The sequence below is a fragment of the Streptomyces sp. NPDC090083 genome, assembly GCF_044747445.1.
Taxonomy (GTDB): Bacteria; Actinomycetota; Actinomycetes; order Streptomycetales; family Streptomycetaceae; genus Streptomyces.
In genome coordinates, this window is sequence record NZ_JBIVED010000009.1 from 211,593 (window position 1) to 229,053 (window position 17,461).

Consider the following 17,461-nt stretch of genomic DNA (forward strand, 5'->3'; position numbering starts at 1 on the left):
GTACCATGGCCCCATGTCGTTCCTCCGCCGCCGCAGCGCCACCCCCGCCGGCCCCGAATTCGATGTGCTGGCCATGGACCCGGGCGACTGGCCCGGCAACCTCGGTGCCGGTCTGCTGCCCGCCCCCGACGGCACGTGCCAGGGTGTGTTCCTGCGGTACGACCTGTTCGGCGGCCGCGGCCCCGCGATGGTCATCGGCAATCTGCCCGAGGGCTCCCCGGCCCGTGACGTCGCCGAGGACGAGATCCCGTTCGAGGTCGCGCAGCTGCTCCTCGCGCTGGAGAACGACGAGGAGGTGACCGTCGTGGGAGCCGAGGACATGCCGGTGATGCAGGGCGACAACCTGCTGATCGTGCGCCGCCTCAAGCTCTCCGAGAGCCGGATCTCCTGCGTCCAGTTCGACCGCAGCGACAACGTCCTGGTCACCATCGCCGCCTGGGACCGCCCCATCACGGACGACCTCTACGCCCTGCTGAAACCGCTCCCGGCGGAACTGTTCCAGCAGGGCTGAGGCACGGCTACCGGCCGGCCCGCTCCAGCCGGACGTCCGCGGCCCGCACGAACTCGACGCGGTGGCCGTACTGGATCTCGTAGTAGAGATCCTTTCCTACGACCACCTTGTGCGAGTCGGTGGTGAAGGTGACCGCGTAGTAGTACTCGCCGGGCACCTTGTCACCGACCACGTACTTCTGGCCCTTGAGCAGGGTGTACGGCAGCGGGGAGACCGCCTGGGCGGGGACTCCCGCCGGATAGGCCGAGGCCTCCGGGTAGGCGCGGCCGTACACCGGGACGCTCTCCGCACCCGCCTTCGGGGTCACCACCAGACCGGTCGCCGCCACCGCGGTGGGCTGCTTCCTCGGGTTCTTGAACCAGGCCTTCTGACCCAGGTACCAGATCGCCGTCCAGTCCCCGGAACGGTCGGCCACCGCGTACTGCTGCCCGGTGGACACCCGTGAGGACAGGTCGTTGACGCCGGTGGTCGGGGTCGTACCGAGGCCGATGTCCTTGATCAGGGGGTAGGTCTCGCCCGGCCCTGAGTACAGCCGGACCTCGCTGGAACCGTGCACCGCGCATGGCTGGCCCGCGGTGACGCAGCCCGTGTAGACCGGCTGGTTGCGGGCGTAGTCGGGGCGGATCGTCACCAGGCCGCCGCCCTTGCGCGCGGTCTGCCCGACGGGGCGGCCCAGCAGGTCGAAGTAGTGCGCCCAGTCCCAGTACGGGCCCGGGTCGGTGTGCATCCCGGGGACCGTGGACGTGGTCGGCCCCGGCACGTTGTCGTGGCCGAGGATGTGCTGCCGGTCCAGCGGGATGCCGTACTTCCTGGTCAGGTACGACACCAGGCGCGCCGACGAGCGGTACATCGCCTCCGTGTACCAGGCGTCCGGCGCGGCGAGGAAGCCCTCGTGCTCGATGCCGATCGACTTGGCGTTGATGTACCAGTTGCCCGCGTGCCAGGCCACGTCCTTGGCCTTCACATGCTGGGCGATCAGACCGTCGGTCGAGCGGATCGTGTAGTTCCACGACACATAGGTGGGGTCCTGGACCAGGTTCAGGACACCGTCCCACTGGCCTTCCGTGTCATGGATGACGATGTACTTGATGCTCTGCGACGCGGGCCGGTCACCGAGGTCGTGGTTGCCGTAGTCGTCGGTCCCGAACTGGGAGTACGGCGCCGGGATCCACTCGCAGGACACCTTCTTCGGGCACTCCGTGTCGCCGGCGGCGACCGTGCGCAGACCGGTCTCCTTCAGCTGGGCGGTGTCCGGCGCGAGCCCCGGCCGCGCGGCCAGGGCGACCTGCTGACCGGCGTCCGTGGTGCGCTGCTCGCCGGTGTGGATCACGTCGTAGACATCGTTGGCATACGCCGCCGCCGTCGCGGAGTCGTCCGCGCCGGAGAAGCGCGCGACGGCGCCGTACCAGTCGGCCGGGTCCGCGCTCAGCGACTCGCCGAGGTCCTTCTGGGCGTCGGCCAGCAGGGCCGCGCCGCCCGCCACGTTCGCGGCCTCGTCGGTGCGCAGGTCGGTCGCCGAGAGCCCGGTCAGCTCGGCGGCCTTCGCCAACGTCCGCAGCCGGGCCGGGAGCCGGGACTCCGCGGGGAGCTGCGCGGTGGGGTGCAGAGCCGGGCGGGAGCTGTCGCCGCGCGCGTCCTCGGTGCCCTCGCTCAGGTGCTCCGTCGCGGCGAGGGCGGCGCGGGCGTCGGTGAGGTGCATCGGACCGTAGCCGCCGGTCACGCTCGGCGCCCCGCCGTGCGTGTCCCAGCGGGACTGGAGGTAGGAGACGGCCAGCAGCACCGTCTGCGGCACGTGGTACTCGGCGGACGCCGAGGCGAACGCCCGCTGGAGGGCGGCGGCGGAGGAGTCGGTGGGGCTCTCGGACGGAGCCGCGCCCAGCAGCGGCAGCAGCAGGGCGGCGGTGGCGAGCGCGCCGGCCGACCGGCGCGCGCGTCTGTGCCCGGGAGAGCGGGTGGGGTCGGTCGAGGATCCTCGCAATGCAGCCTCCTGGGACGGTGGGGTGGGACGAGCCGTTCGGGGCCGGGCGTGCGTCAGTGGTACCGGCTGGCCGACGATCCGTCAATCATGCCCAGAGACAGGTGATTTCCCCTGTCACCAGGGGATACGAGGAGTTTCGTGGCGGCGGCCCACGGGCCTGCGAGGCGTCAGTGGACTACACCAATGAGCGAGCTGTGCGGGATCGCCGCACACGGGACGCGGAACACGAAGGTCCGCGGTGCGCCGCTGCAGGGCGTACCGCGGACCTCGTCCCCGTCAGCGAGTGCCGACCGCCGCACGCACGGCCCGGCGGGCCATCTGGCAGTCGTCGTGCAGCCGCCTCAGCAGCAGCCGTTGTTCCTCGCCGGACGGCGCAGCACCCGGGTGGGCCGTTCCCGGAGCCGCCGGGGTCGTGTCGTGCATCGAACGCTGCACGGCCATCTCGTAGGTACGGATCTCCCGGGTCAGTACCAGCATCAGGTTCACCAGGAACGCGTCCCGCGAGGCCGGTCCCGCCGACTGAGCGATCTGGCTGATCTGCCGACGGGCCACCGGCGCGTCCCCGAGGACCGCCCACAGCGTGGCCAGGTCGTAGCCCGGCAGGTACCAGCCCGCGTGCTCCCAGTCCACCAGCACCGGACCGGCCGGGGAGAGAAGGATGTTGGACAACAGGGCGTCACCGTGGCAGAACTGGCCCATCCCGCCGCGGCCCGCCGAGTGCGCGATGCCGTGCAGCAGCTTCTGCAGGTCTCCCATGTCCCGGTCGGTGAGCAGCCCCAGCTCGTGGTAGCGGGAGATACGGGCCGCGTAGTCCAGCGGGGCGTCGAACGTGCCCGCCGGCGGCCGCCAGGCGTTCAGCCGGCAGATCGCGCCGAGCGCCGCCCGGATGTCCGCCCGCGGCGGGGCCTCCGCCGGGTGCCGGTGCAGCGCCGCCACCCGGCCCGGCATCCGCTCGATGACGAGCGTGCAGTTGTCCGGGTCCGCCGCGATCAGACGCGGCACGCGCACCGGCGGACGGTGCCGGACGAACGAGCGGTACGCGGCTATCTCGTGCCGGATCCGCTCGGCCCACGCGGGGGAGTGGTCCAGTAAACACTTCGCCACGGCCGTGCTGCGTCCGGTCGTTCCGACCAGGAGCACCGAGCGCCCGTTGCGGCGTAGCACCTGCACCGGAGCGAACTCCGGGCAGATCCGGTGCACCGACGCGATCGCCGTACGCAGCTGGGCGCCCTGGGGGCCGGACAAGTCGAGTCTCCCGCTGAGCGGTTGGGTGCCGAGCCCGGGAACGCGCCGCGGCCTGCCCGCACCGAGCACGGGGCCGGCCGCCGGACGCGCCGGGTCGAGATAGGGGCCGCCGACGCCCGGGCGGGGGTGCGGCGACCGGGGCGGGGCGGACACGGAGGACGATGCTGTGTACATGGGAGAAACAGATCCCTTCGTGTGCCTGCAGTGCCTGTCCAAGCAAGCGCGCTCCCGGCCCGGTCCCGCTGGTGCACCCTGGGGAGTGTTCCTCGGGGACCGGGTCGGGGTGGCGCGTTCCTACCTGACACCAGATGCGCAGTGGCACACCATCTGGCGCACCCTGGCGAACCCTGGCGAATAGTCGCCCGGCAAGGCGCACCGGGCTATGTTCAAGTCAGCCGAGAACCTGGGGGCTTGACGTGAACGGACAACCCAACTCCCGTCTCTCGGACCTGTTCGGCCTGGCCGGCTGGTCCAAGGGCGAACTCGCGCGGCGGGTCAACCGGCAGGCGGCGGCCATGGGCCACCCCCAGCTGTCGACCGACACCTCGCGGGTACGGCGTTGGATCGACACGGGAGAGATCCCGCGCGATCCGGTGCCGAGGGTGCTGGCGGCTCTGTTCACCGAGCGTCTCGGCCGTGTCGTGACCATTGAGGACCTCGGTCTGGTCCGGCACGGGCGTACGGGGAAACGGCCCGACGACGGGAGTGTGGAACATCCCGACGGTGTGCCGTGGGCGCCCGAACGGACTGCTGCGGTCCTCACCGAATTCACGGGAATGGACCTCATGCTCAACCGACGCGGCTTGGTGGGCGCGGGCGCCGCGCTCGCCGCAGGCTCCGCACTCAGCACGGCCATGTACGACTGGCTGCACTCCGATCCGACTCTCTCCGCCGATGCTCCCCGGTACGACGATCCCCTGCACGCCGACCCCGCTGGGTTCGACCGCTATGAGGCCGCCCCCATCGGGTCGCAGGAGATCGAGGAACTGGAGGAGTCCGTCGAGGTGTTCCGCGCCTGGGACGCGGCCCGCGGCGGCGGGCTGCAGCGCAAGGCTGTGGTGGGACAGCTCAACGAGGTGGGCGGCATGCTCGCCTACCGTCACCCCGACCATCTGCAACGGCGCCTGTGGGGCGTCGCCGCCAACCTCGCCGTGCTCGCGGGCTGGATGTCGCACGACGTCGGCCTGGAACCCACGGCCCAGAAGTACTTCGTCATCGCCGCCCACGCGGCCCGTGAGGGCGGTGACCGGCCCCGCGCCGGGGAGGCGCTCTCCCGGGCGGCTCGCCAGATGGTGCACCTGGGCCGGCCCGACGACGCGCTCGACCTCATGAAACTCGCCAAGGCCGGCTCCGGGGACGAGGTGCTGCCGCGCACCCGGGCGATGCTCTACACCGTCGAGGCCTGGGCACAGGCGTCGATGGGCAAGGGCCAGGCCATGCGCCGCACCCTCGGCCAGGCGGAGGACCTCTTCGTCTCCGACCGCGGCGACGTACCGGCACCGGGCTGGATGCAGACCTTCAAGGAGGAGGACCTCTACGGCATGCAGGCCCTGGCCTACCGCACGCTGGCCGAGCACGAGCCGGGCGCGGCCGTGCACGCCCAGTACTTCGCGGAGAAGGCCCTGGCGCTGCGGGTCGACGGACGGCAGCGGTCGAAGATCTTCGACTTCCTGTCGATGGCCTCGGCCTGCTTCATCGCCGACGACCCCGAACAGGCGGACCGGTACGCGCGGTTGGCCCTGATGTCGATGGGATCGAACTCCTCCCACCGCACCTGGGACCGGCTGCGCGAGATGTACCGGCTCACCGCCCAGTACTCCGGCTATCCGAAGATCCACGAACTGCGGGAGGAGATCAAACTCGCGCTGCCGAAGACACCCGTGAAGGGCCCGCGGGCCAGGGGCGGCAACAGCGCACAGGCGTAGGGGGTCTGTGTGGCCGTCGGTCCTTCAGGAGTCCGACGGTCCCTCAAGGTCCTTGCGCTGAAAGGGCGTTCGTCAGGACGTCCTGGCGACGAGCACACAGGCGTCGTCCGTGCGCTCGGTGTCGCCGAACTCCTCCACGACCATCCGTACGCAGTCCTGTGCGGTGCGTGCCTCGCCGAACCGCGGGGCCAGGTCGAGGAGTCGGTCCACGGACTCCGGTCCGCTGTGCCCGGGCACCAGTCCGTCCGTGTGCAGCAGGAGGACGTCACCCGCCTCAAGGGTCTCCTCGGCCTGTCCGTAGGCCGCTCCCGAGGTGGCGCCGAGCAGGACGCCGGCCGGTGCGCCCAGCACGCGCCCCGTCCCGCCGCGGAACAGCAGCGGGGCGGGGTGTCCCGCCTGCGCCCAGACCAGGGTGCGGGTCTCGGGCCGGTAGCGGCAGCACACCGCGCTGCCCAGGGCGGGTTGGACGGTGGCGTCCAGTAACTGGTTGAGCCAGGACATCAGTTGACCCGGTTCGGTGCCCGCCATCGCCATCCCGCGCAGGGCGCCGAGCAGCATCGCCATGCCCGAGGTGACCGCGACACCGTGTCCGGTGAGGTCGCCGACGCTCAACAGGGTGGCGCCGTCGGCGAGTTGGAGAGCGTCGTACCAGTCGCCGCCGATCAGCGCGCTCGTCGACGAGGGCAGATAGCGGGCGGCCAGGTCCAGGGTCTCCGGGCCCTGGTGCGGGAGCCGCAGGGAGCCCTGCCACGGTGGCAGTACGGCCTCCTGCAGCTCGACCGCGAGTCGGCGCTCGGTCTGCGCGTGGTGCCGGTGGAGCTGCAGCGAGTCACGGGTCTCGCTCACCGTCCGCTGGCTGCGGCGCAGTTCGCTGACGTCCCGCAGCACGGCCCACATCGAGGCGGTGCCGCCGTCGGCGCCGAGCACGGGCTCGCCCATCATGTGCACGGTCCGTACGTCACCGTCGGGCAGCACGACACGGAACTCGCCGTCGATGGGCTTGGCGTCGATCAGGCAGTCCGTGACCATCGCCGTCAGGCTCGGCCGGTCCTCGTCCAGGACCAGGGACGGCAGTTCGTCGAGGGTGAGCGGGGGAGCGGCCGGGTCGCGGCCGAGGATCCGGTACAGCTCCCCGGACCAACTCGCCTCGTCCGTCAGCAGGTTCCACTCGGCACTGCCGACCCGGGTGAGCAGCGGGTCCTGTCGGGGCGCTGCCGGTACGGCGGTCGGCTCCTCGACGGTGGCCGGCACGGGGGGCGGGCCGTCCCGCAGCTGGGCCAAGTGCTCGTCGAGATCGCTGAGTTGATGCAGCGCCAGGTCGCACAGCGCCCGCTCCCACCGCTCCCGCGGGTCCGATCCGTCGTGCTGCGCGTCCCGTCGTACGGCGTCCACGTCGCCCATGAGCCGCCGTGCCTGCGATATCAGCGCCTCGACCGAGCCACGCGCGGGCGGCTGGGCGGCGGGGCGGTCCGCAGAGAGATGGGACGGCATGACGCACTCCGATGCGGGGGACGGTACGACCAAGGCGGATGGAGGGACCGGTTACGACTGTCGCACAGCCTGCGACGCCCTGTAAGGGATTTGGCAACACACGATCCGGTGGTGCTTCTGGCATATGCCAGGGTCTTCACGGGCGAATTGTGCCGTGTGTGCGGCGTGGTTGTCCTGGTGGGTCAAGTCCGTTGCGCCGTACGCGAGTTGAAGGAGTGGATACCCTTCCTCCTCGACATTCAACCACCTGTTCGACGGCCTCGCGTTCGTGTGCGACGGCGGGGGTGTCGCGCGGCCGAAAAACGTCGCTCAGGCGAGTGATCCGCAGTACGCGGCGATCATTTTGAGTCGTTGCTTTGTTGCGACCATGACAATCCTGTGGGCGTGATGCCACGCTGCTGTGCACCACGCTCACCGAGCGTTCACTTCCTCCTCACCCTTTCTCCTCGCACCCGCGCGCTCCGCCGGACGGCCGTACCCCGGCCCGACCCGCTCTCCAGGACTCCACCGAGTCCGATCACCCCACATAAGGAGAACGCCTTGACCCGGCATGACCGTTTTCCGCACCACCCCAGATACACCGCCGCCCTCGTCCTGACCGCCGTCGGCACCCTGCTGGCGGCCGGCATGCAGACCGGTGCCGCCTCCGCCGCTCCCAGCGGCGACCGCGCCCCCGCGAAGATCCTGGCCACCCCCCGGGCCGGAGCGGCACCGGCCGCCCTGTCACCCGCGAAGCACGCCGCCCTCCTCAAGAGCGCCGGCGCGGCCGTCAAGAACACGGCGCGCACCCTCGGCCTCGGCGCCAAGGAGAAGCTCGTCGTCAAGGACGTCACGCAGGACGCCGACGGCACCACCCACACCCGCTACGAGCGCACCTACTCCGGACTGCCCGTCCTCGGAGGCGACCTCGTCGTCCACGCCAAGAGCGGTCGCCTCACCGTGTCGAAGGCCGCGAAGGCCGACCTGGCCCTGCCCGACATCACCGCGAACGTGTCGTCGGCGACCGTCAAGGCCAAGGCCCTCACCACCGCCGAGAAGGCGGGCGGCGAACAGGCCACGCTCGACGGCGCGCCGCGGCTGGTCGTCTGGGCCGCCGGAGCCAAGCCCGTCCTCGCCTGGGAGGCGGTCGTCGGCGGCTTCCAGGAGGACGGCACGCCCAGCGAGCTCCACGTCATCACCGACGCCGACTCGGGCAAGGCCCTGTTCCACTACCAGGGCATCGAAACGGGCACCGGCACCGGCCAGTTCAACGGAACGGTCCCGCTCGGCACCACGCTCTCCGGCTCGACGTACCAGCTCGTCGACGGCGACCGCGCGGGCCACCGCACCTACGACCTGAACCAGGGCACCTCCGGCACGGGCACCCTCTTCACCGATGACAACGATGTCTGGGGTGACGGGACCCAGAGCAACCGGCAGACCGCGGGCGTGGACGTCGCGTTCGGCGCGGCGGCGACCTGGGACTACTACAAGGACGTCTTCGGCCGCAACGGCATACGCAACGACGGCGTCGCCGCCTACAGCCGGGCCCACTACGGCAACGGCTACGTGAACGCCTTCTGGGACGACAGCTGCTTCTGCATGACCTACGGCGACGGCTCCGGGAACACCCACCCGCTGACCGCGCTGGACGTGGCCGCGCACGAGATGAGCCACGGCGTCACCGCCGCGACCGCGGGACTCACCTACTCGGGAGAGTCGGGCGGCCTGAACGAGGCCACCTCCGACATCTTCGCCGCCGCCGTGGAGTTCCACGCGAACCTGCCCGCCGATCCGCCGGACTACCTCGTCGGCGAGAAGATCGACATCAACGGCAACGGCACACCGCTGCGTTACATGGACAAGCCGTCCAAGGACGGTGCCTCCCGCGACTACTGGAGTTCGACACTCGGCAGCGTCGACGTCCACTACTCCTCGGGCCCGGCGAACCACCTCTTCTACCTGCTCTCCGAGGGCAGCGGGGCGAAGACCGTCAACGGGGTCTCCTACGACAGCCCCACCTACGACGGCCAGCCGGTCACCGGCATCGGCATCGACAACGCCCAGAAGGTCTGGTACCGGGCGCTCACCACGTACATGACCTCCTCCACCAACTACGCCGGCGCCCGCACCGCGACCCTCCAGGCCGCGGCGGACCTCTTCGGCGCCTACAGCCCCAGCTACCTCGCCGTGGCCGACGCCTGGGCGGCGATCAACGTCGGCAGCCGGATCGCCCTGGGCGTCAACGTGGCCCCGATCGCCGGCCAACTCAGCGGCGTAGGACAGGCGGTGTCCCTGCAGACGGACGCCTACACCACTAACTCCGGTGCCGGACTGACCTATTCGGCGACGGGACTGCCCGACGGGCTGACCATCAGCGACACCGGTCTGATCTCCGGCATCCCGACCACCCTCGGGACCAGTGACGTCACGGTGACCGTCACCGACGACACCGGCGCGAGCGCCACCACCGCCTTCTCCTGGCGGGTGGCCAACATCTACGCCAGCAGCACCCGCGTCGACATCCCCGACAACGCGGGCGCCGTGGAGTCCCCGATCACGGTCACCGGCCGCGACGGCAACGCCTCGGCCACCACCCAGGTCTACGTCAAGATCGTCCACACCTACCGGGGCGACCTGACCGTCGACCTCGTCGGCCCGAACGGAACCGTCTACTCACTGCTGAACCGCGCGGGCGGCTCCGCCGACAACGTCGACCAGACCTTCACCGTCGACGCCTCCGCCCAACCGGTCGACGGCACCTGGAAGTTGCGGGTGCAGGACCACGCCTCGATCGACGTCGGCTACATCGAGCAGTGGCAGCTCACCCCGTGAACAGGCCCGCCCGGCCGCGTAGTTAGCGGTTGAGCGGACTCGGACCGGACGGCCGCGTCCGGGTGACGGCACACCAGCCGCCATCCGGACGCGGCCTCATTTGAGGTGCCCGGGAGGCCAGTTGAGCCCCGAACCACCCCCCCGGTCAGGGTGTGATCAGCTGGTCCTGTTCCACCGGCGGGGTGCCGCCGTGCCAGTCCAGCGCTTTGCCGAAGCGGACCAACTCGCCGTAGTGCGTGGGGTCCACGTGCTCGCTGAACACGAGGTCGAGCACGGCGCCCGCGGCCTCGGCCGGGGACCGGGCCTGGCTGAAGTCGCTGAACCACGGGCGCGACGTGGCCGTGTCGACCATGCCCGGGCAGACGGAGGCGACGAGGGTGCCGGTCGCGAGGTCGTGCGCGCGGCGCTCCGCGGCGACCGCGCGGACGGCGGCGACCTGGGCGACCTTCGAGGGCACGTTCAGCCAGAGCGGCCAGCCCGCCTCGGCCGCGGTCCCGTGGTGGACGGCGGTGCGCCAGGACTCGACGGCGTACTCGACCTGGTCCAGGCTCGCGCCGTCGAAGAGGTGGTGCAGGGCCGGGTCCAGGTGGCCGAGGGTGCCGAGGCTGCTGGCCACGACGAGGAACCGGCCACCGGGGCGCAGCACGGGCCCGAAGGAGCGGAGCATCGCGTGGGTGGCGGTGTTGGAGACGTCGATGAACTCGTCGGCGCGCGCGGCCTGCGACTCCCCGGGCAGTATCCGGGTCACGGCGTTCGAGAGGACGATGTCGACCCCGCCGTGGCGCCGCCGCAGGTCGGTGGCGAGGTCCGCGACGGCGTCGGTGTCGGTGACGTCCAGGACCCGGCCCTCGACCCGGCCGCGGGTACCGGGCAGCTCAGCGACCTCCCGGGCCGCTTCGGTGACCCGCCCCTGGTCGCGGCCGGTGAGGAGGACCAGGTCGGCGGGGCCCAGACGGGCGGCCAGACCTTCGACGAGGGCGCGGCCGAGTCCTTGGTTGGCGCCCGTGACGAGGGCGATGCGTGAAGCGTTCATGCCTGCCACGGTAGGAACGCGCCGCGTGTGCGTCCAACGAAAGTAACGCACCACTAGTATGCGTGAACGTCATGGACTTCACGGATGTGTCACTCACCGCCCTGCGCGTCTTCCGCGCGGTCGCGGAACAGGGAACCTTCACCGCGGCGGCCGCCTCGCTGGGCTACACCCAGTCCGCGGTCTCCCGCCAGATCGCCGCGATCGAGCGGGCCGCGGGCGCGGAACTGCTCGAACGGCGCCGCGACGGCGTACGGCTGACTCCGGCCGGCCGGGTCGTCCTGCGGCGGGCGACCGTCGTGGTGGACGAGATCGACGCGACCGCGCGCGAGCTGTCCGGGCTGCCGACGGAGGCGGCGACCGTGCGCCTGGGCTGGTTCCCCAGCGCGGGCGCGGTCCTGCTGCCCCGCGCCCTGGCCGCCCTGCGCCGCACCGACCCGGACCTGCGGGTCGTCAGCCGGGAGGGCGGCACCCCGGCCCTCGTCCGCGCCCTGCGGGCCGGGAGTCTCGACCTGGCGCTGCTGGCGTCGGCTCCGCCGTTCCGTCCGCCGGACACCGAGTCGCCGCCGCTGGTGCTGCGCACGCTGACCGAGCGCCCGCTGTGCCTCGCCGTGCCCGCGACGCATCCGCTGGCGCGCGGCGACTACGTCGACGTGGCCGATCTGCGCGGACAGCGCTGGATCGCGAGCGCCTCCACCGGCGAGGACCGGCTCATGGGGGTGTGGCCGGGCCTGGACGAGCGGCCCGAGATCGCGCACACCGCCCGCGACTGGCTGGCCAAGCTCCAACTGGTGGCCGCGGGCGCCGGGTTGACCACGATCAGCGGCTCCCTGGCCCCCGCCGCGCCGCCCGGCGTACGCGTCCTGCCGGTGCGCGGCGGGCCCCAGGAACAGCGCCGCCTCCTGCTGGCCCACCTGCCCCGACCACCTGCCGAGGCGGTCGCGCGGGTGGCGGCGGCGATCCGGGCCGCGGCGCTCGATGCGTGCGATCCGGACGCGGGAGGCGTGGGGGAGTGAGTCCGGCCGGCCCGATGGCGTCGGCCCCGCCCTCGTGCCCGCCGCCGCGTTCCCGAGGAGCGCGGCGATGCACGTAAACCCAGTGGACGCCCCCGTGCCGGACAGGGTCCCCGCCACCCGTACGGTTCCGTACCTACGGGCGTCCGGACACGTGCCGTAGGCGGACCGCTCCCCGTCCGGGCGGGACGTGGGGAGCGGGGCGGCGAACGTGACCAGGAACCTGAATTCCGGAGCCGCCGCGACGGCGACCGGCACCGGTCGCCGTCGCGGCGGCCGGGCCGGGTGTCGGCGGATGCACCGAGCGCGAGGGTCGGCGAATCGGCGACGGGCGGCGCCCCGACGGCCCGGCCCCGGACCTCCGGCCTGTGCCACCGCGGCCGTCACGCCTGTTCCGCGGCCCCGTCCACGGACTCCACCGCACCGGACCGACCCGTTCCGCCGCGAACGGATTGATCGGCGCAGCCACCCGGCGGCGCATGTGTGATGCAGGTCACATCAATTCGTTCGTGGTTCCGCGTAATGCGAGCGGCACCTGCGAGGTCGTACAGGCACACGGCAATCCCGCCGACCTGACATCCGCAGTGGAGACCGTCCATGGACATCACGCTCGAGCAGCCCACCCGAGCCCGGCTGATCACGGCGGACGACACGGAGATCCCCGTGTCCGCCACGCTCCGCTACCTCGCCTCGGACCCGCTGGCCGTGCACCTCGACTTCCCGCCGGATGTCTCCCTCGACGGCGAGGGCGTCACCTGGACCTTCGCCCGGTCGCTCCTGGAGGAGGGGCTGCGCAGGCCGGCCGGCGGCGGTGACGTGCACCTGTGGCCGTGCGGCCGGAACCGCACGGTGCTGGAGTTCCACTCGCCGTTCGGACTCGCCCTGCTCCACTTCCCCACCCCGGAACTGCGCCACTTCCTGCTGCGGACCTACGACGTGGTCGCCACCGGGCAGGAGGACATGGACGCGGTCGTCGACCGGGGCCTGACCGCCCTGTTCGGGATCGTCTGAGCGCACTCCGGCGCCCCGGAGGCGGTTTTGACTTTTGTTCACCTCCGCCTAACCGTCCAGGTATGGACCTTGGCGATCACCCCGTGCACCCTTGCGCGCGGTGTGCCGCTCGGGCACGCCTGTGACGAGGGCGGGGCGAATGACTCCGATCAGCCGAAGAGGCTTCGTGGGGCTCGGTGCCACCGTGGCGGCGGGCATGGCGACGGGCACCGGCGCACGGCCGGCGGTCGCGGCGCAGCGTGCGACGGCGGCGACCGGCACGATCGCGGACGTGAAACACGTGGTGATCCTCATGCAGGAGAACCGCAGCTTCGACCACTACTTCGGACGCCTCAAGGGCGTCCGCGGCTTCGACGACCGCAGCGGCATCACACTGAACGGCGGCTACCCGGTCTTCGATCAGCCCAACGGCGGCGGCCGGCAGTACCCGTGGAAGCTGAGCGCCACCCCGGCCGCCGGCGGCCACGACGGCGAGACCCTCGCCCAGTGCAACGGCGACCTCCCGCACTCCTGGTCGTCGCAGCACTCGGCATGGAACAAGGGCCGCCTCGACAACTGGGTCTCGGGCGTGGGCAATGTCCGCTCGCTGGGCTATCTGGACCGCTCGGACATCCCGTTCCACTACGCGCTCGCCGACAACTACACCATCTGCGACGCCTACTTCTGCTCCACCCTGAGCGCGACCGGCCCCAACCGCACCTATCTGTGGAGCGGCAAGGTCGACTCCTCCAGCTACGACGGCGGTGACGAGTCCGGCCTGACCTGGCAGACCTACGCCGAGTCCCTGCAGAACGCCGGAGTGACCTGGAAGGTCTACCAGAACGCGGCCGACAACTACGGCGACAACGGCTGCGCCTACTTCAAGAACTTCGCCGACTCCAAGGCCGGCAGCCCTCTTCACGACCGCGGCATGTCCTCCGTCCCGGCCGCCACCGGCTCCACCCCGGACGACATCGCCGCCGCCATCAAGGCCGACGTCCTGGCGGGCACGCTCCCGCAGGTCTCCTGGGTGGTCCCCAACCAGGCCTTCTCCGAGCACCCCTACGCCCCGCCCGGCGACGGCGCGCACTTCGTCAGCCTCGTCTACCAGGCCCTCGCCGCCGACCCGGACGTCTTCGACTCGACCGTCCTGTTCCTCAACTACGACGAGAACGACGGCTACTTCGACCACGTCCCACCGCCCGCCCCGCCCGCCGGCACCGACGGCGAGTTCCTGAACGGCGTGCCCTACGGCTTCGGCTTCCGCGTCCCGATGATCGTCATCTCGCCCTGGACGCGCGGCGGTTGGGTCTCCTCCGAGGTCTTCGAGCACACCTCGGTCCTGCGCTTCCTGGAGACCTGGACCACCGCCCTCGGCAAGCCCGCCGCCTGCCCCAACATCAGCACCTGGCGCCGTAGGGTCAGCGGCGACCTGACCGGCGTCTTCGACTTCGCCCACCCGGTCCACGGCGCGGTGTCCCTGCCCGCGACCGGCGTCATCGGCATCTCCACCTGCGGCCCGCTGCCCAACCCGGTGCCGACGGACAACGCCCTGCCCGTCCAGGAGACCGGCACCCGGCCCGCCCGCGCGCTGCCGTACCAGCCGGGCGGATACCTGGACCACCTGGAGTTCGGGACGGGCGGCAAGATCCTCGCCTGGTTCGCCATGACCAACCAGGGCGGCGCCGCCAAGAGCGCCGCCCACTTCTCCATCCACCCCAACGCCTACCGCGACACCACGCCCTGGCAGTACACGGTCGACCCGGGCGGCACCGCCTCCGACTACTTCAACATCGGGACGGGCTACGGCGGCGGCACGTACGACATCACCATGGTCGGCCCCAACCGCTTCCTGCGCCGCTTCCAGGGCGACGCGACGAAGGCGGGCAAGTCCGCGGAGGTGAGCACCCGTTACGCCGTCGAGCCGGGCACCGGCAAGCTGGCCATCTACTTCAGGATGGCCAACTCCTCTGCTGCCTCGATGAAGTTCACGATCACCTCGAACCACTACCGCGGCGACGGACCGTGGACCTACACCGTCGCCGCGGGCGCGTCCGCGGAGGACTTCTTCAACGCCGTCGCCCACCAGGACGGTTGGTACGACTTCACGGTGACCGTCGACTCCGACGCGACCTGGTCGCGCCGGTTCACCGGACACCTGGAGTCGGGTGCGGCGAGCGTCAGCGGCTGACGTCGGCGTACAGCTCCGGGCGCGGGGCGAGGTCGACGGCCACCCGGCCGCCGCTCTCCAGCGCCCGGATCCCGGCCTCGGCTGTCGCGGAGGACGCGTAGCCGTCCCACACGCTGGGGCCGGTGACCAGGCCGCGCCGGGTGGCGTCGACCCAGGCCTGCACCTCGCGGTCGTAGGCCTCCGCGAACCGGACGAGGTAGTCCAGCGGCACGTCCTCCTGGGCGCTGCCCCGGGTGGTGACGACCATCGAGTGGTCCTCGCCGATCCGGGCGCTGCCCGCCTCGCACACGGCCTCGCAGCGCACCTGGTAGCCGAAGCCGCTGTTGACGAAGATCTCGACGTCGACCAGGGCGCCGCCGTCGGTCTCGAAGAGCACGAGCTGCGGGTCGATCAGGCCCTCGGGGGCGTTCGCCGACGAGCGCGGGCTGAGCACCGTCACAGCGGTGAGTTCCTGGCCCAGCAGCCAGCGGGCGGCGTCGATCTCGTGCGACACCGAGCTGTCGATGAGCATCGCCGAGGTGAAGTACGACGGTGACGACACATTGCGGTGGACGCAGTGCAGCATCAGGGGGCGCCCCAACCGCCCGCTGTCGAGAAGGGACTTGAGGCGCTGGTACTCGGCGTCGTAGCGCCGCATGAACCCGATCTGCGCGAGCCGCCGCCCGAGCCGTGCCTCGGCCTCCACCACGCGGAGCGCGCCGGTGGAGTCGGGCACCATGGGCTTCTCGCACAGCACCGGAAAGCCGCGCGCGAAGGCCGCGAGCAGCGCCTCCTCGTGCGCGGGACCCGGCGAGGCGATGAGCACCGCCTCGACCCCGGGGGCGTCCAGCGCGGCCACGGCGTCCTCGTGCACCGCGACCGCGTTCAGACCGGCCACCGCCTCTTTGGCACGATCCGTGTCCGGGTCGGCCACGGCGGCGACCCTGGCGCCGCTCACCACCTGATCGAGGCGTCGTATGTGGTCGGCTCCCATGTGTCCCGCACCCAGCACGGCCACGCCCAGCAGGTCACCCACGTGCGCACTCCCTCTCCGTCGACGATCACGCCGTAGCGTACGCCGGGCAGGAGGGGCGGCCTCGGGGTGCGGGGGCGGCCTTCGGGGTGCGCCGGGCTCATCGGCGCGCCGGGTTCAGTAGCGCAGGACGCCCGCGATGCCGTCCGCGTCGTTCAGGGTGCCGTCGGGGACGAAGCGGACCTCGGCGCCGGTCTCCAGGCACTGTTCGACGATCTCGTCCACGATGTCCTCGCGGGCGTCCAGATCGGTGCTGTCGGCGGGGACCAGGTGGTCGCCGTGGTCGTCGCGGACCGTGACGCGGTAGTTCTCCTCGACGGCCAGCAGCCGGATCCGGCCCTCCCGGGCGTTCTGCCAGACCTCGTCGACGCCGGCCGCGAACTCCTTGCGCCCGCGCGCCGATTCGAGCTCGCGGGTCACGGCCACGGTGTTCTTGCGCGCCTCGGCGTCGACCAGCGGCCGTACCGCCTGCCACACGGCGTCGGGCGTGCCGTGCGCGAGGCCGCCGTGCGCGATGTGCACCGCGTCCCTGGTCGCGCCGCCGACCTCGTCGAAGGCGGACAGGGCGGCCTGGTCGCCGGTGACGTAGAGCGGGCGCCGGTGCTCGCGCAGGATCCGGCCCATCGCGGTGTCCGCCTCGCGCAGGAAGTGGCGGGTGTCCTCGTCGCGGAAGGTGCTCGGAATGTCGCCGATCCGCTCCTGCCGCTCGGCGTCGAAGTTGTCCCGGTGGTCCCGGGTCAGCGGGAAGCCGCCCACGTGGTCCTCGACGACCCGGTCGACACCGCCGTTCCACAGCGTGACCCGGTCCGCCGCGAGCGACAGCACCCAGAACGGGCGCTCGGAGGCCTGCGCGGAGACGAGATTGCGGGTCAGGAAGGTGTCCGAGAGCACCACACGCTCCGGCACGGACCTGGCGAGGGACCACACCTGGTGCTCGCCCGGCGCGGCGAAGATCACCAGCCCGTCCTCGGCGTGCGCCAGATCGACCTCGGCGAGGGCCTGGTCGAGCTGCCGGGAGACGTCGACGCGCCGCTCCCGGGGGACCGCGGGATCGGCCTCCAGCTGCTTCTTGGCCTCGGCCAGCACATTGCGCAGCCGGACCGGATCCTGGGCGTTGTCGGGCTCGCGGCGATGGGTCGGGGTGAGCACGGAGACCGCGGGGTAGGGGCGCGGGCGCCGCAGTTCGGTGAGGGTGGCGGGACTCAGTGCGTGCTCCATACCAGCACGATAGGGCCGATTCACGGATGGGGCATATGGGAGG

Annotated in this window: 12 protein-coding genes; 6 read left to right on the top strand and 6 right to left on the bottom strand. The window is 71.7% G+C overall.

Annotated features, from left to right (window positions below; genetic code table 11):
* Positions 1–13 precede the first annotated feature (13 nt).
* Entirely contained in the window at positions 14–511 is a 498-nt protein-coding gene (locus ACIPTO_RS29590; RefSeq protein WP_266774848.1) for a hypothetical protein, read from the top strand.
* Between the two features lie 7 nt (positions 512–518).
* Here ACIPTO_RS29590 and ACIPTO_RS29595 read toward each other — a convergent pair whose 3' ends face one another.
* Entirely contained in the window at positions 519–2,489 is a 1,971-nt protein-coding gene (locus ACIPTO_RS29595; protein ID WP_401197137.1) for an N-acetylmuramoyl-L-alanine amidase, read from the bottom strand.
* A 276-nt stretch (positions 2,490–2,765) separates the two neighbouring features.
* Positions 2,766–3,908, bottom strand: a complete 1,143-nt coding sequence (locus ACIPTO_RS29600; RefSeq protein ID WP_366325489.1) for an aminoglycoside phosphotransferase family protein — start codon at positions 3,906–3,908, stop codon at positions 2,766–2,768.
* A gap of 242 nt (positions 3,909–4,150) precedes the next feature.
* Here ACIPTO_RS29600 and ACIPTO_RS29605 point away from each other — a divergent pair, with 242 nt between their 5' ends.
* Positions 4,151–5,659, top strand: coding sequence for a hypothetical protein (locus ACIPTO_RS29605; RefSeq protein ID WP_366325488.1), 1,509 nt, complete (start codon positions 4,151–4,153; stop codon positions 5,657–5,659).
* Between the two features lie 72 nt (positions 5,660–5,731).
* Here the strand turns inward: ACIPTO_RS29605 and ACIPTO_RS29610 are convergent, their stop codons facing one another.
* Positions 5,732–7,150 (bottom strand): PP2C family protein-serine/threonine phosphatase, encoded by a 1,419-nt coding sequence (locus tag ACIPTO_RS29610; protein WP_401197140.1) that lies wholly within the window; start codon positions 7,148–7,150, stop codon positions 5,732–5,734.
* Positions 7,151–7,690: 540 nt separating this feature from the next.
* Between ACIPTO_RS29610 and ACIPTO_RS29615 the strand changes: the two genes are divergently transcribed.
* Complete coding sequence (locus ACIPTO_RS29615; protein ID WP_401197142.1) at positions 7,691–9,964, top strand: M4 family metallopeptidase; 2,274 nt, start codon at positions 7,691–7,693, stop codon at positions 9,962–9,964.
* A gap of 145 nt (positions 9,965–10,109) precedes the next feature.
* Here the strand turns inward: ACIPTO_RS29615 and ACIPTO_RS29620 are convergent, their stop codons facing one another.
* On the bottom strand, positions 10,110–10,997 hold the full coding sequence (locus ACIPTO_RS29620) for an SDR family NAD(P)-dependent oxidoreductase (protein WP_401197145.1): 888 nt from the start codon (positions 10,995–10,997) through the stop codon (positions 10,110–10,112).
* A 71-nt stretch (positions 10,998–11,068) separates the two neighbouring features.
* Between ACIPTO_RS29620 and ACIPTO_RS29625 the strand changes: the two genes are divergently transcribed.
* The 3 genes from ACIPTO_RS29625 to ACIPTO_RS29635 all read left to right on the top strand — a co-directional run bounded on the left by ACIPTO_RS29625 (position 11,069) and on the right by ACIPTO_RS29635 (position 15,188).
* Positions 11,069–12,010, top strand: coding sequence for a LysR family transcriptional regulator (locus ACIPTO_RS29625; RefSeq protein ID WP_401197148.1), 942 nt, complete (start codon positions 11,069–11,071; stop codon positions 12,008–12,010).
* A gap of 594 nt (positions 12,011–12,604) precedes the next feature.
* Entirely contained in the window at positions 12,605–13,018 is a 414-nt protein-coding gene (locus ACIPTO_RS29630) for an SsgA family sporulation/cell division regulator (RefSeq protein WP_366325478.1), read from the top strand.
* Between the two features lie 139 nt (positions 13,019–13,157).
* Positions 13,158–15,188, top strand: a complete 2,031-nt coding sequence (locus tag ACIPTO_RS29635) for a phosphocholine-specific phospholipase C (protein ID WP_401197151.1) — start codon at positions 13,158–13,160, stop codon at positions 15,186–15,188.
* On the opposite strand, the gene ACIPTO_RS29640 is transcribed toward ACIPTO_RS29635, so the two are convergent.
* Together ACIPTO_RS29640 and ACIPTO_RS29645 are read right to left on the bottom strand one after the other, a co-directional pair.
* Positions 15,178–16,203 carry a Gfo/Idh/MocA family protein gene (locus tag ACIPTO_RS29640; protein WP_401197153.1) on the bottom strand — a complete coding sequence of 342 codons (1,026 nt, stop codon included), beginning with the start codon at positions 16,201–16,203 and terminating at the stop codon, positions 15,178–15,180. The genes ACIPTO_RS29635 and ACIPTO_RS29640 overlap by 11 nt on opposite strands.
* Before the next feature lie 114 nt (positions 16,204–16,317).
* Entirely contained in the window at positions 16,318–17,418 is a 1,101-nt protein-coding gene (locus ACIPTO_RS29645; RefSeq protein ID WP_401197155.1) for a chemotaxis protein, read from the bottom strand.
* Positions 17,419–17,461: the final 43 nt, after the last annotated feature.